This window comes from Vibrio bathopelagicus, from assembly GCF_014879975.1.
Classification (GTDB): Bacteria; Pseudomonadota; Gammaproteobacteria; order Enterobacterales; family Vibrionaceae; genus Vibrio; species Vibrio bathopelagicus.
Genome location: NZ_CP062500.1, coordinates 1 through 15,574, shown reverse-complemented (window position 1 = coordinate 15,574; position 15,574 = coordinate 1). Strand labels below are relative to the sequence as shown.

Annotated in this window: 14 protein-coding genes; 2 read left to right on the top strand and 12 right to left on the bottom strand. The window is 45.2% G+C overall.

Translation table 11 applies throughout. The features are described from left to right. Positions 1-3: 3 nt before the first annotated feature. The 7 genes from IHV80_RS00070 to IHV80_RS00040 are packed head-to-tail and all read right to left on the bottom strand — an operon-like array spanning position 4 to position 5,832. Complete coding sequence (locus tag IHV80_RS00070; RefSeq protein ID WP_192889668.1) at positions 4-1,287, bottom strand: CpaF family protein; 1,284 nt, start codon at positions 1,285-1,287, stop codon at positions 4-6. Between the two features lie 5 nt (positions 1,288-1,292). Then, the gene (locus IHV80_RS00065) at positions 1,293-2,516 is read right to left on the bottom strand and encodes an AAA family ATPase (RefSeq protein WP_192889667.1); all 1,224 of its coding nucleotides are present in this window, start codon (positions 2,514-2,516) and stop codon (positions 1,293-1,295) included. A gap of 44 nt (positions 2,517-2,560) precedes the next feature. After that, entirely contained in the window at positions 2,561-3,034 is a 474-nt protein-coding gene (locus IHV80_RS00060) for a hypothetical protein (RefSeq protein WP_061019731.1), read from the bottom strand. Next, the gene (locus IHV80_RS00055) at positions 3,031-4,356 is read right to left on the bottom strand and encodes a type II and III secretion system protein family protein (protein WP_226088496.1); all 1,326 of its coding nucleotides are present in this window, start codon (positions 4,354-4,356) and stop codon (positions 3,031-3,033) included. Before IHV80_RS00055 ends, IHV80_RS00060 begins: the two co-directional genes overlap by 4 nt. A gap of 8 nt (positions 4,357-4,364) precedes the next feature. Next, the gene (locus IHV80_RS00050; RefSeq protein ID WP_192889666.1) at positions 4,365-5,153 is read right to left on the bottom strand and encodes an RcpC/CpaB family pilus assembly protein; all 789 of its coding nucleotides are present in this window, start codon (positions 5,151-5,153) and stop codon (positions 4,365-4,367) included. Positions 5,154-5,161: 8 nt separating this feature from the next. Next, positions 5,162-5,560 carry an A24 family peptidase gene (locus IHV80_RS00045; RefSeq protein ID WP_192890694.1) on the bottom strand — a complete coding sequence of 133 codons (399 nt, stop codon included), beginning with the start codon at positions 5,558-5,560 and terminating at the stop codon, positions 5,162-5,164. Positions 5,561-5,595: 35 nt separating this feature from the next. After that, positions 5,596-5,832 carry a Flp family type IVb pilin gene (locus IHV80_RS00040; protein ID WP_061019728.1) on the bottom strand — a complete coding sequence of 79 codons (237 nt, stop codon included), beginning with the start codon at positions 5,830-5,832 and terminating at the stop codon, positions 5,596-5,598. Positions 5,833-6,155: 323 nt separating this feature from the next. Here IHV80_RS00040 and IHV80_RS00035 point away from each other — a divergent pair, with 323 nt between their 5' ends. Then, complete coding sequence (locus tag IHV80_RS00035; protein WP_192889665.1) at positions 6,156-7,406, top strand: valine--pyruvate transaminase; 1,251 nt, start codon at positions 6,156-6,158, stop codon at positions 7,404-7,406. Between the two features lie 105 nt (positions 7,407-7,511). Here IHV80_RS00035 and IHV80_RS00030 read toward each other — a convergent pair whose 3' ends face one another. Beyond that, complete coding sequence (locus IHV80_RS00030; RefSeq protein WP_004739258.1) at positions 7,512-7,946, bottom strand: Hsp20 family protein; 435 nt, start codon at positions 7,944-7,946, stop codon at positions 7,512-7,514. 423 nt (positions 7,947-8,369) lie between these two features. On the opposite strand from IHV80_RS00030, the gene IHV80_RS00025 reads away from it, so the two are divergent. Beyond that, a complete protein-coding gene (locus IHV80_RS00025) occupies positions 8,370-9,296 on the top strand; it encodes a patatin-like phospholipase family protein (protein WP_192889664.1) in 927 nt (308 codons plus the stop codon). A 60-nt stretch (positions 9,297-9,356) separates the two neighbouring features. Here the strand turns inward: IHV80_RS00025 and gyrB are convergent, their stop codons facing one another. The 4 genes from gyrB to dnaA all read right to left on the bottom strand — a co-directional run bounded on the left by gyrB (position 9,357) and on the right by dnaA (position 15,574). Continuing rightward, on the bottom strand, positions 9,357-11,774 hold the full coding sequence (gyrB, locus tag IHV80_RS00020; RefSeq protein ID WP_192889663.1) for a DNA topoisomerase (ATP-hydrolyzing) subunit B: 2,418 nt from the start codon (positions 11,772-11,774) through the stop codon (positions 9,357-9,359). A 17-nt stretch (positions 11,775-11,791) separates the two neighbouring features. After that, the gene (recF, locus tag IHV80_RS00015) at positions 11,792-12,871 is read right to left on the bottom strand and encodes a DNA replication/repair protein RecF (RefSeq protein WP_010433158.1); all 1,080 of its coding nucleotides are present in this window, start codon (positions 12,869-12,871) and stop codon (positions 11,792-11,794) included. A gap of 99 nt (positions 12,872-12,970) precedes the next feature. Then, positions 12,971-14,071 carry a DNA polymerase III subunit beta gene (gene dnaN, locus IHV80_RS00010; RefSeq protein WP_017107516.1) on the bottom strand — a complete coding sequence of 367 codons (1,101 nt, stop codon included), beginning with the start codon at positions 14,069-14,071 and terminating at the stop codon, positions 12,971-12,973. A gap of 81 nt (positions 14,072-14,152) precedes the next feature. Then, positions 14,153-15,574, bottom strand: coding sequence for a chromosomal replication initiator protein DnaA (dnaA, locus tag IHV80_RS00005; RefSeq protein ID WP_065111976.1), 1,422 nt, complete (start codon positions 15,572-15,574; stop codon positions 14,153-14,155).

Below are 15,574 nucleotides of genomic sequence, written 5' to 3'. Positions count from 1 at the left end.
CTGCTACCCCACTAATTCGATCGCATGAATCAACTGCTGTAGTTGTTGTTCACACCCAAAAAAGCGCGCTTTTTTAAAGAGTACCGATCGGCTCATTACCCCTGAAGTGACATAGCGTCCCGACAGTTTTCCATCACTCAACGCACCCTCGATTTGGAAGGTAAATAGTTCTTCAAGAACCACACTTTCCCCCTCAAGGCCTACAACTTCAGAGATACTGATAATTTTTCTTGAGCCATCATGCAGTCGAGTAACCTGTACGATGATATCGACAGCACTCACCACAGAACGACGAATCGCATCGATAGGTAAGTTGTTAGTCGCCATCATAACCATCGCCTCAACACGTGATATTGCGTCTCGAGGACTATTGGCATGCAATGTCGACATCGAACCATCATGTCCCGTATTCATAGCTTGCAGCATCTCAAAAGCTTCCGGGCCACGGCACTCACCAACAATGATGCGATCAGGACGCATACGCAGTGAGTTAATCACTAAGTCACGAGAAGTGATGGCACCAGTGCCTTCGGTTCCTGCGAGTCGAGTTTCCATTCGAGCAACATGAGGCTGCTGTAATCTTAGTTCTGCGGTGTCTTCAATCGTGACAATTCGTTCAACCTCAGAGACGTGCTGTGACAACGCATTGAGCAAGGTTGTTTTACCTGAGCCAGTGCCACCAGAGATTAGGATGTTCAAGCGACAACGAGCAGCCAATGCCAATAGTTGCGCCATCTCTTCACTAAGCGCTCCCAACTCCGCTAACGTGTCTAAGTTAATAGCTTGATGGCGAAACTTACGAATTGAAATCAAGGTTCCATCAAGAGCAATCGGCGCGATCACGATATTGACGCGACTGCCATCTTCTAAGCGGGCATCACATGTTGGTGAAGACTCATCAATACGACGCCCAACTCGACTTGCAATGCGCTTGGCAATCTCGATTAGCTGTTGTTCATCAATAAACTGCACCTGTGCACGCTCTACCAAACCATTACGCTCAATAAAGACCTGTTGATGACCGTTGATCATAATATCGCTGATGCTGTCGTCATCCATGAGCACTTGAAGTGGCCCTAAACCAACGAGCTCATTGATTAAACTGGTGACATACTCTTGCTTAGCCAATGTTGATACAGGAAGCTGTTCACGATTAACCAACACCTCAATGGCGTGGCTCAGCTGCTTCTCTAACTCTTGAGTAGATAGAGACTCAATTGCACTCGCATCCAAAGCTTCAAATATTTGCTGACGAAGTTGAAGATAGACTTGTTTTGACTGTTGCATGCGAACTACCTCTTAAACCAAGAGAGCCATGACATTTTGGTTTTCTGGGCAACTTGATCGCCAAGAAGTATCGCCACCAACTGAGTTAAACCAAATTGCATCTCAGATCGGGTTTCAGTGATCAATTCCCCCTGAAGAAGGTATTGATTGGCCTTGTGATCGAACTCAACATGACAATTAGCGGCTTGTCCAAAATGCTTCACAACATCAGCTTTCGATACCGAGGCGGCATTACTCGGACGAGTGTGGTTCATCACCGTCACTATTGTCATTGCTGGCAATTCAGCTTGTACACTGCCAACAATTCGATTGAGCTCTCTCAACGATGAAACGGTAGCATCAAATACCAAAACTAATGAATCAACATCAGTCAGAGCCCGAGACAACTCTTGTTGGGTCAGCGCACTGTGCGAATAATCTTCAATGATGAATGAACTGTTCTGTTCCACTTGTTTAGTCAGTGCTTGGGTGTATTCATGCAATTCGCCACGACTGAAGTCTTGGGACTCGACTGCCAAAATAGAAAGGTTGTTCTCTAAGCTCTGCACCAAATTCGAAGCCAAAGCTGTATCGACCGCAGAAACTAACGTCCCTTTTTGTACGTTACGCTTTTGGAATTTTTTCAAACCGAGCATTACGTCTAAGTTGCTGCCGGTATAAGTATGGTCAACCAACAAAGTCGGTAATGAGTGCTGCTTGGCTAAACAACGAGAAACTTCACTCGCAATCAATGAGGTGCCCACTCCGCCTTTCACCCCAACAAAAGCAATTTGCTTAGCCTTACGGTTTCGAGCCACACCTTGACGCTGTGCATAGTTGTGCAAGACGCTTCGGTAAAAATCGGTAACCTCAACAGCACTCGCAGGCCAAAATAGATAGTAGAAACCTAAGTCCTTTAACGCGCGGATAGTGGTGATCGCATCTTCACGACCAATAACCACAACCGATAAGTGTGTCGGAAGTTGTAAGGCGATCTGCTGAGCGTCTCGAACCACATTATCGCTATCGTTGAGATCAATCATCACCACTTTTAAATTCACGAATTCAGCCAGCTTTAAAGCACTTGCCGGTTGGTTTTCAAAAGCGACAGGCTCAGGCAGGCCTTCAAAACGAAAGGCTTTGTATAAATGAGCTCGGCAATCTTCACTCTGAAAAAGCACAGCACAATGGTTATCTACTTGAGGAGTTTGCTCATCCTTAGCACTCAACTTATCGACTAAATTAAACATATTCGTAAACCTAAAACTTGTTGAAGGAGCTGTAGTAAACGGAGTTACAGTGACTTTTCAGGGTTAACCATTGATTGCCAGCGGTTACCGTCGGTATAACAACCAAGTTTGCTATACCCATAATGCCCAACCTTTTGTTGCTGACAGACCTCTAGACGAACCTGCATATCCGTTGCAATCACAGACACGCTAAAACGATTTGATGTGTTGTTAACTTGATGCTCCACCTGTGACAGAGCAATATGGTTATTGGCAAGTACCTCATCCAGCACTGACACTAGCGGTTGAGGTGATGAGCCATTCACGATAACTTGCCACTGAGCAGTACTGCCCTCTAATTGATAACGCTGAATAAAGGCTTCAAAGCGCTGCTCAACTAAAGAGTGATCCTGACTCTGTGCATTAAATTGATAGTGAATCGGCACCACTTCGATAGAAGTACCTTCAGGTTCAACGACATGGTCAGCGCATCCAGCGATGCCAAAGGCACATAACATACCTAGTAAATAACGTTTCACTGTTTAAAGCCTCCGGCAGATAAAATTTCGCTCGCCCAACGCTGTTCGGCTTTGTCATATTCACTGTCTAACGCTAAGAAGCGCTTCAAAGTACCCGTTTTTTCCATTATCGGCAGTTGAATCTGATTCGCTTTAACGGGTTGAACTAAGTTCACCGTCGCCACTATTACTAGCTCGGTCTTATTACGCTCCGTTCCTGTGTGTCGAAATAACGCACCAAGAATTGGGATATCGCCAATAAACGGGATTCGAGTCAGCGATTCACGTTCTTCACTATTCAACAAACCACCCAGTACAAAACTTTGCCCATCCCCCAACTCAACCGTCGTTTGTGCGCGTCGAGTCTTCAGAGCCGGTAAGTCGTAGAGTTCATTGCTGTATTGAGCATCTAAAGAGCTCACCTCTGGGGTCAGTGCTAGCTTAATTTTGTCGTCTCTTAGCACCTTCGCCATCAACTCCAATCGAACACCAAACTCTTTATAGTCCACATTGGTGCCACCATCATTACTGGTCACAACAGGTAACTCTCCACCGACAAGAAAGCTCGCTTTCTCACCAGAGATCACCGATAGGTTAGGCTCCGCTAGAATCTGACCAATCTGATCCGATCCCACCGCAGAAATCACAGAAACAATATCGCTAGCACTAAAATGAGTAAGCTGATCAACAAACATTCCTGCGTTACCAGCAGTGCCCACTTTAATGCCAAAATCTTGGATAAAAGAGTGAGATACTTCGGCGATAGTCAGCTTTACATTGACCTGCTTGGTAGCGTTCACTTCAATGTTATTCACCACCCCTCGATAGCGACGCTTGGTCATAAACTCAATGCTTAAATCATCAACTGGCGCTTCATTTTCAGAAGAGAAGTTCTGTTCAACCTCTTCCTTACCCAGTAGTTCGCCGACCATCTGGTAGATATTGTCTTTCTCTAGTTCGGAAGATACGGGGCCACTAAGGATGATGTTTTCACCAATGCCATAAACGGTCACTTTGGCTTGTGGATACTGAATTTTGATCTGCTGTTCGACATCGGTATAGCTGCGATTCACGACCAGTTGTTGATTCACCAGTTCATTTCCTTGTTGATCAAAAGCGATGAAAGTCGTGGTTCCTAGATGACGGCCAAACACGACAATTTTGTTCTCGTCTATCACCTGATAGTCCGCGACCTTTTGGTCAGAAATGAAGACTGAAGCCACATCACCAGAAACGTTCACGGTTGTGGCCTGCCCCTCAGCAAGGTTGATTAGGCTAGCCGCTACTACTAGCGGCGATAGCAGCCACAGCCCAGCAAAGGCTAATATTCGTTTTGTCATCATGATTCGCCCTACTTAAACCGATATTCGCGTATCTCGTCACGTTGACCAGATAAACTGATCACATCACTTGAATCTGCTTCCAGGTCGTCCGAAAACTCTTCACCAATTGACTTATGCACTTCAATCTCTGCAATGCGCTTGGCAATCGTTAATTGAGCAACCTGCCTATTGGTAACTTGCAGTACCAAGGTCACCTCGGTCACTTTTTCACTGCTTAAAGTACTCACCGAACGCTGTCGACTGACCATATCCAAAACAGGAACCTGAGCGAGCAACGGGGTCATAGTCAGGTGTTGAATGTCATCAACTCTCTTATCATTGGCCAAGTTTTGCTTAGGTGCCGATAACACTGAAATATCGACCAAGTCGCCAACACTGATAGTGCCGCCAACGACATCCTCTCCCGGAACCGTCACGTTAAAAGGCACAAATCCTGGCTCAATCACCGTATTCAAGTACTCGGGTTGACCTGGGGAAGTCAATAACTCAGGAGTCACAATGCCATCTTGTTGCAAGGCTTGTTTGGCAAACAAGCTTTGCTGCCAATTAAAGTGAGTATCTTCAGTTAAGCCATGTGAACCGGCTTGCTGGCGTGTCAGGTAAACTGCTTCAAAATCGCGACGGACAAGCTTGTCACCCTGTACAACGTCCCGCTTCAACTGCCAAGCTAGTATCTTCGGTTCCACTTGATTGACTGACTGCGTAGGAATTTCTTTCGTAGAAGGCGTTTGTGTCACGCCATAAAGCCCAATAGATATAGCAACAACTGCTAGACCAAGAATGATTTTTGAATTCATTGTTTAACCTATAATGATGCAGCTATAGCTAATAAGCTTGCCAAACAGATTGGTACTGCATAGGGAACACCACGTTGTGTCCACCGAATATCGGCAGTCATTCGTCCTAACCACCACTGACTAATCGCCAACACACCACCTAAAAAACCAATAAGCAGCAGCGTAATGACGAGAAACTGAGAGTCGATCGCTAAGCTCAATGCTGCAAATAGCTTGCTATCACCCGCCGCCAGAATATTCATCTGGAACAACACGCCACCAAACAACAACACTGCTACTGGATGCAATAGATGTTGAGCCTCACCATGAAACTCCATTCTCGATAAGGTCCATAACGCCATACATAACACCAGACGATTACTGATCTCTCGGTATCGACAATCCGTGTAACAGGCGTAGATAGCCATGGCGGCTAAAATAATTAGCCACCATAAGCTCGCCACTAAAAGCCTACTGAGCCAGTAGTTGATAGTTCAACTGTATTTGCATCTGTGATGTTTTGAGAAATAGCGGCAACAGCGTCATTAAGCGCAGCTGTCAGTCCATCACCAAATACAGCAAGCACGATCGCAGACATACACACGCCAAGGATTGCGTATTCAATCGCAGTGACACCACGTTGGTCGTTTTTAAATGCCGCAGTAAACAATTGAGCTTTAACAAATAATTGAGTAATCATTACTTTCTCCAAAAAAGATAAATAGGTTGTTTTGTCTTCGGGAGAGAGAATATTCATTGCGCTATTTTTGAGCAATAAAAGAGTGACCAACTTCACGTTGTTCTGTCATTTACTGTCGTTCTATTCAGTTTGGGTTCAGTTTGAGGGCGTTAAATCGCGACATTTAACCTAGGTAACAAGAAAAGTTTTTTTCGTGTTAGACCATTTGGCGCTATGCGTCGCAAAAACATTGCGGTATGTTCAAGGATTACACTGATGGCAGACATAAGGTCTGCCTTAATGACACGTAACAAGCAATCACAATGAATTAGGTAAAATAAGTAATGCAGTTCTCTAAGTTTGGTGAAAAGTTTAATCGTTACTCTGGAATCACTCGTTTAATGGATGATTTGAATGATGGCCTGCGCACTCCTGGCGCAATCATGCTCGGTGGTGGTAACCCAGCCGCTATCCCAGCCATGCTCGATTACTTTAACCAAGCCAGTGCCGACATGCTCGCCAGTGGAGAACTCATCGCCGCCCTCGCCAACTACGATGGTCCGCAGGGCAAAGATAGCTTCATTAAGTCTTTAGCGGCGATGCTAAAAGAGACCTATGGCTGGGACATCAGCGAGAAGAACATCAGCCTGACTAATGGCAGTCAGAGCGGCTTCTTTTACCTATTCAACCTGTTAGCAGGCCAGCAGCCAGACGGCTCTCACAAGAAAATCTTGTTACCGATCGCACCTGAATACATTGGCTACGGCGATGCGGGGATTGATGACGATATCTTTATCTCTTACCACCCAGAGATCGAGCTGCTTGAAAACAGACAGTTCAAATACCACGTCGATTTTGAACAGCTAAAAGTTGATGACTCGGTTGCAGCTATCTGCGCTTCTCGTCCAACCAACCCAACTGGTAACGTACTGACCGACGAAGAAGTGCGTAAACTGGATAAGCTGGCGCGTGAGAACAATATCCCACTACTGATCGATAACGCTTACGGCCTACCATTTCCAAACATCATCTTTGAAGACGTTGAACCGTTTTGGAATGAAAATACGATTCTGTGCATGAGCCTTTCTAAGCTAGGTTTACCAGGTGTGCGTTGCGGTATCGTGATTGCGAGCGAAGAGGTTACCCAAGCGCTAACCAACATGAATGGCATCATCAGCTTAGCGCCAAGCAGTGTTGGGCCTGCGATCGCCAACCACATGATTGAGAACGGTGACTTACTACGCTTAAGCAGCGAAGTGATTAAGCCTTTCTATAAAGAGAAGTCTTTGCGTGCCGTTGAGCTGCTACAAAATGCTATCGATGACCCGCGTTTCCGTATCCACAAGCCTGAAGGCGCTATCTTCTTATGGCTATGGTTCGATGAACTGCCAATCACCACAATGGAACTGTACGACAGATTGAAAGCTCGCGGTGTATTGATTGTTCCGGGTGAATACTTCTTTATCGGCCAAGAAGACGAGTGGGATCATGCTCATCAGTGCCTACGTATGAACTACGTACAAGACGATGAAGCAATGCAGAAAGGTATTGCGATCATTGCTGAAGAAGTGAAAAAGGCTTACGCAGAACAGTAACCAGAGCTTTTAGCTTACCGTAGACCAAATACAAAAAGAGCACCTCATAGGTGCTCTTTCACTTTTACTTCCCGATAATTTTTAGCTCTAAGGAGCTAACAGCAATTAACCTTCTAGTAGGCTATTACCGTTGATAGCAATCTTGCGTGGTTGCATCGCTTCTGGGATTTCGCGTTCTAGGTCGATGTGAAGAAGACCATTCTCCATGCTCGCACCTACCACTTTTACGTAGTCTGCAAGTTGGAATTTACGTTCGAAATCACGCTCTGCGATACCTTGGTACACATAAGTTTTTTCTGCTTCAGGTTTACGCTCACCTTTCACAATTAGCATATTCTCTTTCTGAGTCAGGTCTAATTGGTCATCAGCAAAACCAGCAACAGCCATAGTGATACGGTAGTTGTTCTCGTCTTTTTGCTCGATGTTGTATGGAGGGTAACCGCCAGAAGTGTTCTTCGATGTGTTCGCTTCCATCATATTGAATAGACGATCGAAGCCGATTGCGTTGCGGTAAAGTGGAGTGAAATCTACAGTTCTCATAATGCTATCCTTTTAGTAAGCAATAGTCTTAGCTGCGAATTTTACTTAGATCGAACCTGTGTATGACCAAGTAAGCAGCTAAGAGATTCAATTCGCATTCCTCGGGTTTCACCTCTGTTGGCGACAACACTGGGACATGACAATGAATCAATTTTTAAGTTGTGTGCTGCTAAAGTTATCCTCTGTTGAGCGATACTTCGTCAGCGGTAATGAAGGTTCTGTTTCTTCTCTTATGAGCAAGACAGTCATCCTCTTCATAAATAGATATGTGGTGCCACAAATAGCTTTTCAAGCGGCATTACTCAATTTTTTTGGTTAAGAAAAACCAAACGCTATATAAATATTACTTAATTTTAATTAACCACCATTGGTCATATCCTAATCAGGCTGAATCCTTTTCTATCACTTTTGGTGGCAATTCTGATGTCTTCTACGCATATATCTTACGCACTCCACTCTTACGATGCCTTAGCACATCTAGATATTCACATCGATAAGGTAGCTCTGGTGACGGAAGGCGGCGGCCAACGCGGAATTTTTACAGCGGGCGTGTTAGATGCCTTTCTCGAACAAAGCTTTAATCCGTTTTCATTGATGATTGGCACGTCAGCGGGATCTCTTAATCTAGCGTCTTATATATGTGGACAACATCGACATGCTTATCGCGTCATCACAGAAGCAACAGCCAGCCCTGAGTTTTTCGATACCTATAAGTTCTTACTGCAAAAGAAAGGGTTAGACCTCGATTGGTTACTTGAGCAAACTGAAACAAGCTTGCCGCTCAACTGGCAGTTAGGTCATGACAATATGAAGAGTTGTAAAGTACTTGCCTGTGCATCCCACGCGACTCGTCACGAGCCAACCTATTTTGATTTAGACTCTCACGCTTGGCAGGATGCACTCAAAGCCTCATGTGCTGTTCCTTTTATCAGCCCAAAGGCAATTCAAGCGAATGATGAAGAGTGGCTTGATGGTGGTATTGCCGCTCCAATACCAGCACAAGAAGCCTATAAACGGGGCTATAAACATATTGTGGTGATTCGAACAGTACCGATCTCAACGTCTTTTGATCACCGCTGGATGTGCAAATACAGTAAGTTATTAGGCAAAACAAAAGCCAAAGCAATGATTGAGCTGTTACTCAAGCACGAGGCGCATTACCGTGCGACTCAAGACTTTCTGAACAACCCGCCTGAAGACGCCACCATCTATGAAATTCATCCGGACAAAGCGCTGCACTCTACCTTGTTGGGAAGCCCGCAGCATGCACTTGAACATGACTACGAAGTAGGACTGTTATCCGGAAAGTACTTCCTCGCCACGGCTGGCCGTCATATCGAACAGGCATAAAAAAACACCGCCAGTCGGCAGTGCTTTTATAATGTTAAGTTTCTTTATTACTAAAGAAATCTATACATCGAGGTTAGCTACTTTCAATGCGTTTTCTTCGATGAAGTTACGACGCGGTTCTACTTGGTCGCCCATCAACGTTGTAAACAACAGATCAGCACCAACAGCATCTTCAATCGTTACTTGCATCATACGACGAGTTTCAGGATCCATTGTCGTTTCCCAAAGCTGATCAGGGTTCATCTCACCTAGACCTTTATATCGTTGTAGGCTTAGGCCACGACGAGACTCTTTCACTAACCAGTTCAGAGCTTCAACAAAGCTAGAAACTGCTTGAGTACGCTCACCACGCTTGATGTAAGCGCCTTCTTCGATCAAGCCATTAAGCGCTTCAGAAAGGTCCGCTAGCTTACCAAACTCTTTAGAGTTGATAAGGTCAATGCTGAGTACATGTTCGTGAGTAACACCGTGTGTACGCACTACAATCTTAGGAACGCTTAAACCTAGCTCTTCGTGTTTTTCAACTTCAAGAGAGTATTGGCTCGCACCCGCTTCTTTACCATTTAGCTGCTCTACAAGCTGCTTACCCCAAGCTTCAACTGCCGCTTCATCATGACACTGCTCAGCCGTTAGGCGAGGTACATAAATCAGTTCGTGAATCAGCGCTCGTGGGTAACGACGGCTCATACGGTCAACTAGCTTAATACCCGCATTGTATTGATGAACAAGCTTCTCTAAGCCTTCGCCAGCAAACGCAGGCGCTTCAGGGTTTACGTGCAATTCTGCATTGTCTAAAGCCAAAGATACTTGATACTGGTTCATCGCATCTTCATCTTTGATGTACTGCTCTTGCTTACCCTTCTTCACTTTGTAAAGTGGTGGCTGAGCAATGTAGATGTAACCACGTTCAATCAGTTCAGGCATTTGACGGTAGAAGAACGTCAGTAGCAGTGTACGGATGTGAGAACCATCGACATCGGCATCGGTCATGATGATGATGTTGTGGTAACGCAGTTTATCTGGATTATATTCGTCACGACCAATACCACAACCAAGTGCTGTGATTAGCGTTGCTACTTCTTGAGAAGACAGCATTTTATCGAAACGTGCTTTCTCTACGTTAAGGATTTTACCTTTAAGCGGTAGGATTGCTTGGTTCTTACGGTTACGTCCCTGCTTAGCTGATCCGCCAGCAGAGTCTCCTTCCACAATATATAGTTCAGACAGTGCAGGATCTTTTTCCTGACAGTCAGCGAGTTTACCTGGAAGACCCGCTAAATCTAACGCGCCTTTACGACGAGTCATCTCACGAGCTTTACGCGCTGCATCACGAGCACGTGCTGCATCGATAATTTTCGAACAAACAATTTTCGCTTCACCTGGGTTCTCAATCAGGAACTCAGACAGTTTCTCACCCATAGTAGACTCAACGGCAGACTTCACTTCTGAAGAAACCAGTTTGTCTTTAGTTTGACTTGAGAACTTAGGATCTGGCACTTTCACCGAAACAATCGCCGTCAAACCTTCACGAGCATCATCACCAGATGTTGAAGTCTTCGCTTTCTTCGAGAAGCCTTCTTTGTCCATGAAGCTGTTCAAGGTACGCGTTAGTGCAGCACGGAAACCCGCTAAGTGAGCACCACCATCGCGTTGAGGGATGTTGTTGGTGAAACAGTAGATATTTTCTTGGTAACCATCATTCCACTGCATCGCAACTTCAACAGTAATGCCGTCATCACGCTCTGAATCAAAGTGGAAAATCTTCTGGATGATAGGTGTTTTGTTGGTGTTAAGGTGTTCAACAAACGCTTGGATACCGCCTTCGTATTCGAAGTGATCCATTTTGTCTTCTTCGCGCTCATCAATCAGCTTAATTGATACACCTGAGTTCAAGAATGATAGCTCGCGTAGGCGCTTAGCTAAAATATCGTAATGGAACTCGATGTTAGTGAAGGTTTCTTCACTCGGCCAGAAACGAATCTCTGTACCTGTTTTGTCCGTGTCACCCACAACCGCTAGTGGCGCTTGAGGCTCACCGTGGCAGTATGTTTGAGTGTGGATTTTTCCACCGCGGTGGATAGTAAGAGTAACTTGCTTAGAAAGTGCGTTAACTACTGAAACACCAACACCGTGCAGACCACCAGATACTTTGTACGAGTTATCATCGAACTTACCACCAGCGTGAAGAACCGTCATGATTACTTCTGCTGCTGATACTTTTTCTTCTGGGTGCAATTCAGTTGGAATACCACGGCCGTCATCGCTTACTGACACAGAACTATCTTCATGGATAGTTACAATGATGTCATTACAGTGACCAGCGAGTGCTTCATCAATAGAGTTATCTACAACCTCAAAAACCATGTGGTGCAGACCGGTACCATCATCCGTGTCGCCAATGTACATTCCAGGACGCTTACGAACCGCATCCAGACCCTTCAGTACTTTAATACTCGATGAATCGTAATTATCTGACATAGTTACTCTCTGACTAATTATCCTTGCTCTATTTTGCCATGTTCCACATGAAACATCCTGCTATTTTCGTCATGCATATCTGCAATCTGATCAGCGGTAATAGAGCTTACAAAAACTTGAGCCTTGGTCGCCTTTAAACACTCAGCAAGACGTGCGCGGCGTTGGCTATCTAATTCGGAAGCAAAGTCATCTATCAAATAGATGCACTGCTTACCTGTCATTTGAGTGAGGTGTTGCCCTTGTGCTACTCGCAACGCGCACACCATCAACTTCAACTGACCTCGTGACAAGACATCTTCCACTGGAGTGCCGTTCACTTTTATCTTTAGATCCGCTTTGTTTGGCCCACTAAAGGTGTAACCAAGCTGCTGATCCCTTTCAAAATTCTTTTCTAAAATCTCGGCGTATGGGGTGTCTTTATCCCAGCCACGATAATAGTTAATCTTTATCTCAAACTCAGGTAAGAAGGTCGCGCAGATTTCTTCGGCGACTTCTTTAAGCTGTTCAACGTAAGTGGCACGCCACTGGCTGATGCTTTCCGCTAAACGGGCCAACTCTTGATCCCAATAGCTCAGCTCTCGATAGTTCGTCGCCGTTTTCAATAATGCATTACGCTGTTTATTGAGGCGCTTTACCCTACCCCAAGCATCATAGAAACCCGATTCACTGTGGAAGACTCCCCAATCAATGAATGCGCGGCGATGCTTAGGTCCATCTGTCAGTAAATCAAACCCTTCGGGGTGAATCAACTGCAAAGGTAAGACTTGAGCTAACTGAGCCAGTTTTTGCCCAGTTTGACCGCTTATTTTAACCTCTGTGGTGCCATCGCGCTGCTTATTAATGCCAATTGGCAGCTCAAATTGATCCGAGGTCATAAAACGGCCATGGACAAACAGTTCGCTACACTCATTTTGAATGATACGACCGGTTAAGGAGCTTTTGAACGAGCGACCATGTCCGAGCAGATACACCGCTTCAAGGACACTGGTTTTGCCGCTTCCGTTAGCCCCTATAAGAAAGTTAAAGCCTGATGACGGTTGAATGTCACAGGCTTCAATATTTCTAAACTGCTTTACGATTAAGCGCGATAAAGGCATAACGTCTTCATATTAATCTTCAATCACGACTCGATAGACAAACGTTGTTGATAAGCAAACGTTGTTGATAAGCAAACATAGTTTATAAATAAACACGGCTTACAAACGAATTGGCATAACAACGTACATCGCGCTGTCATCTTGTGCATTTTCAATCAAGGCACTCGCATTCGCGTCTGACATTGAGATTCGAACCTGTTCACAGCGCAGCGTATTCAACACATCCAATACGTAGCTTACGTTAAAGCCAATCTCTAGCGCGTCGCCATCAAAGGTTACGTCTAGCACTTCTTCGGCTTCTTCTTGCTCTGGGTTGTTCGCAGTAATACGCATCTCGCTATCCACAAGGTTAACGCGAACACCACGGAATTTTTCATTCGACAGAATCGCAGCGCGAGAAAACGCTGAACGTAACTCATCACAGCCTGCTTCTAATGTCTTGGTGGTATTCTGCGGCATTACGCGGCGATAATCAGGGAAACGACCATCAACGAGCTTAGAAGTGAAGACATAGTTGTTCACTTCAGCACGCACATTAGAGTTACCAATCTGCAGCGTTACCGGTTGCTCTGGTGCATCCAGTAGCTTCACTAGCTCTTGAACCCCCTTACGAGGAACAATGATCTGCTTTTGAGCAAAATCAGCACCCAGTTGAGCTTGTGATACCGCCATACGGTGGCCATCAGTTGCGACACTACGTAGGATTGAACCTTCAATCTCAAACAACATACCGTTGAGGTAGTAACGAACGTCTTGGTTCGCCATTGAGAATTGTGTTTTCTCGATCAGACCGCGCAATTCAGCTTGTGTCACAGACACTTCAACTTCGCTGCTCCAATCTTCAATATTTGGAAAATCTGCCGCAGGTAATGTTGCCAATGAAAAGCGGCTACGACCAGAGCGAACCTGAACACGGTCACCATCCAATACCACTGTGATCACTGAGCTGTCTGGCAAGCCACGACAGATATCTAGGAACTTACGTGAAGGTACGGTAATGCTGCCCGCTTCGAAATCACCTTCAAGCGTTACACGGCTGATCAGTTCAACTTCTAGATCCGTCGCTGTCATCGACAACACGTTATCTTCTACTTTAATTAGTAGGTTCCCTAGAATTGGAAGCGTTGGCCTACCACCTAGCGCACCAGATACTTGTTGTAATGGCTTAATCAGGTGACTACGTTCAATGGTAAATTTCATATCTTGCTCTTACGGTCTAAATGGCACTGCGTAATAGTACGTGGCCAAGATTCTGCTTATTAAGGTTAAGAATACTGTGTATTAAGAAGAAAGGGTACGAATCAAGTTCGAATAATCTTCTTTAATGTCGTGGCTCTCTTCACGCAGCTGAGCAATCTTACGACAAGCGTGCAACACGGTCGTGTGGTCACGGCCACCGAATGCATCGCCAATCTCAGGCAAGCTGTGGTTAGTCAGCTCTTTAGCCAACGCCATCGCCAGTTGGCGTGGACGGGCAACAGAACGAGAACGACGTTTAGATAATAGATCAGCAACTTTAATTTTGTAGTATTCAGCGACTGTCTTTTGAATGTTATCAATGGTGACCAGTTTTTCTTGTAGGGCAAGTAAATCACGCAGTGCTTCACGCACGAAATCGATCGTGATCGGACGGCCAGTGAAGTTTGCATTCGCAATAACACGGTTCAATGCGCCTTCGAGCTCACGAACGTTAGAGCGTAAACGCTTAGCAATAAAGAATGCCACTTCATCCGCAAGATGAATTTGGTGGTCTTCTGCTTTCTTCATCAAGATCGCAACACGCGTCTCAAGCTCTGGTGGCTCAATCGCAACCGTCAAACCCCAACCGAAACGGGATTTGAGACGATCCTCTACCCCGTTGATCTCTTTTGGATAACGGTCAGACGTTAGGATGATCTGTTGGTTGCCTTCAAGCAACGCGTTAAAGGTATGGAAGAATTCTTCTTGAGAACGCTCTTTATTTGCGAAGAATTGGATATCATCGATAAGCAGCGCATCAACACTACGGTAGTAGCGCTTAAATTCTTCAATCGCGTTATTTTGTAGCGCCTTTACCATATCCTGAACAAAACGCTCAGAATGCATGTAAACCACTTTAGCATTCGGTTTGTTGTCAACAATGGCATTACCCACCGCATGCAACAAGTGCGTTTTACCTAAACCGGTTCCACCGTATAAAAACAACGGGTTATAGGCTGTTCCTGGATTATCAGAAACCTGACGTGCCGCCGCCAAACCCAATTGGTTTGATTTACCCTCAACAAAGTTATTGAACTTATGTTTTGGGTTTACGTTTGAGCGGTGGTTAAGGTCAACCGCTACCGGCTCTTCATCACGCCATATATTGTGAACAGGCTTACGAGCTTGTAACTGCGCAGGTGCCGACGATTCAGCGGCCACATCAGCTGCTGTACGTGTGCGAGCTGGGGCGATAGTCTCAGATTTTGGAGCAGTCACTCGTTTGCTTCCGATCTCAAAATGAAGATGCGGAATATCATTACCACAATATTCTTGTAGCAAACGGTTGATGCTATTTAAGTACTTATCGCGCACCCAATCGAGTACAAATCGGTTTGGTGCAAATAGAGTTAGAGTATTACCATTGAGCTCCGCTTGTAACGGACGTACCCACATACTGAATTCTGTAGCTGGTAACTCTTCTTGAAGCTGTTGCAAGCATTGCAACCAAAGCGAAGATGACAC

What these genes read in the sequence shown, in the direction of transcription:
- IHV80_RS00070 (WP_192889668.1), bottom strand. Translation starts at nt 1,287, where the DNA reads ATGCAACAGTCAAAACAAGTCTATCTTCAACTTCGTCAGCAAATATTT.
- IHV80_RS00065 (WP_192889667.1), bottom strand. Translation starts at nt 2,516, where the DNA reads ATGTTTAATTTAGTCGATAAGTTGAGTGCTAAGGATGAGCAAACTCCT.
- IHV80_RS00055 (WP_226088496.1), bottom strand. Translation starts at nt 4,356, where the DNA reads ATGATGACAAAACGAATATTAGCCTTTGCTGGGCTGTGGCTGCTATCG.
- IHV80_RS00050 (WP_192889666.1), bottom strand. Translation starts at nt 5,153, where the DNA reads ATGAATTCAAAAATCATTCTTGGTCTAGCAGTTGTTGCTATATCTATT.
- IHV80_RS00045 (WP_192890694.1), bottom strand. Translation starts at nt 5,560, where the DNA reads ATGGCTATCTACGCCTGTTACACGGATTGTCGATACCGAGAGATCAGT.
- IHV80_RS00040 (WP_061019728.1), bottom strand. Translation starts at nt 5,832, where the DNA reads ATGATTACTCAATTATTTGTTAAAGCTCAATTGTTTACTGCGGCATTT.
- IHV80_RS00035 (WP_192889665.1), top strand. Translation starts at nt 6,156, where the DNA reads ATGCAGTTCTCTAAGTTTGGTGAAAAGTTTAATCGTTACTCTGGAATC.
- IHV80_RS00030 (WP_004739258.1), bottom strand. Translation starts at nt 7,946, where the DNA reads ATGAGAACTGTAGATTTCACTCCACTTTACCGCAACGCAATCGGCTTC.
- IHV80_RS00025 (WP_192889664.1), top strand. Translation starts at nt 8,370, where the DNA reads ATGTCTTCTACGCATATATCTTACGCACTCCACTCTTACGATGCCTTA.
- gyrB (WP_192889663.1), bottom strand. Translation starts at nt 11,774, where the DNA reads ATGTCAGATAATTACGATTCATCGAGTATTAAAGTACTGAAGGGTCTG.
- recF (WP_010433158.1), bottom strand. Translation starts at nt 12,871, where the DNA reads ATGCCTTTATCGCGCTTAATCGTAAAGCAGTTTAGAAATATTGAAGCC.
- dnaN (WP_017107516.1), bottom strand. Translation starts at nt 14,071, where the DNA reads ATGAAATTTACCATTGAACGTAGTCACCTGATTAAGCCATTACAACAA.